Below are 536 nucleotides of genomic sequence, written 5' to 3'. Positions count from 1 at the left end.
CTGCACGCCTGTCAGTACGCCGCCCCACACGAATTCGACGTCAACATACCCAAAGCCATGGCCAAAGTGCGCCTGGATACTTACGCCGAATACGCCTGGCCGCAAGTGATGGGCAGGTTGTATCAGCGCAACGGCCTGACCCTGGCACTGGCTTCCGGTGGGGGACTGGTCTTGTTTTTATGCCTGACCCTGATGCTCATGGGCAACCTGTTCACGGCCATTCCCGGGGGCAACTTCTACAAGATTTTCCCGCATAACACCCTGGCGCTGATGTTCGGCTCAGTGTTCGGCTTTGCGGTACTTGCCCTGACCATGGGTGTACGGCGTTTCTGGCGCAACGTTTCACCGGTCGCAGCGCCACTGCCGTTGAAAACGTCCGCTGCATTGGAGGCTACGGCCAACGTCGCGAAGCTCAAATACCTGGACGGCGGCCATGGCGAAGGCTGCAACAACGCCGACGATCAATTCACCTTGTGGCGACRCCGATTCCACCACCTCACCTTCTACGGCTTCATGCTGTGCTTCGCCGCCACCGG

The 536-nt window shown here is 59.4% G+C and carries 1 pseudogene; it reads left to right on the top strand.

Going from position 1 to position 536, the window contains the following annotated elements:
* A pseudogene (gene tcuB, locus AC1DRJ_RS32105) lies at positions 1-536 on the top strand (tricarballylate utilization protein TcuB); the annotation flags it as partial.

The sequence above is a fragment of the Pseudomonas sp. P5_B2 genome, assembly GCF_056400445.1.
The sequence above is the reverse complement of the archived record's forward strand: the minus strand, read 5'-3'. Positions and strand labels throughout refer to the sequence as shown.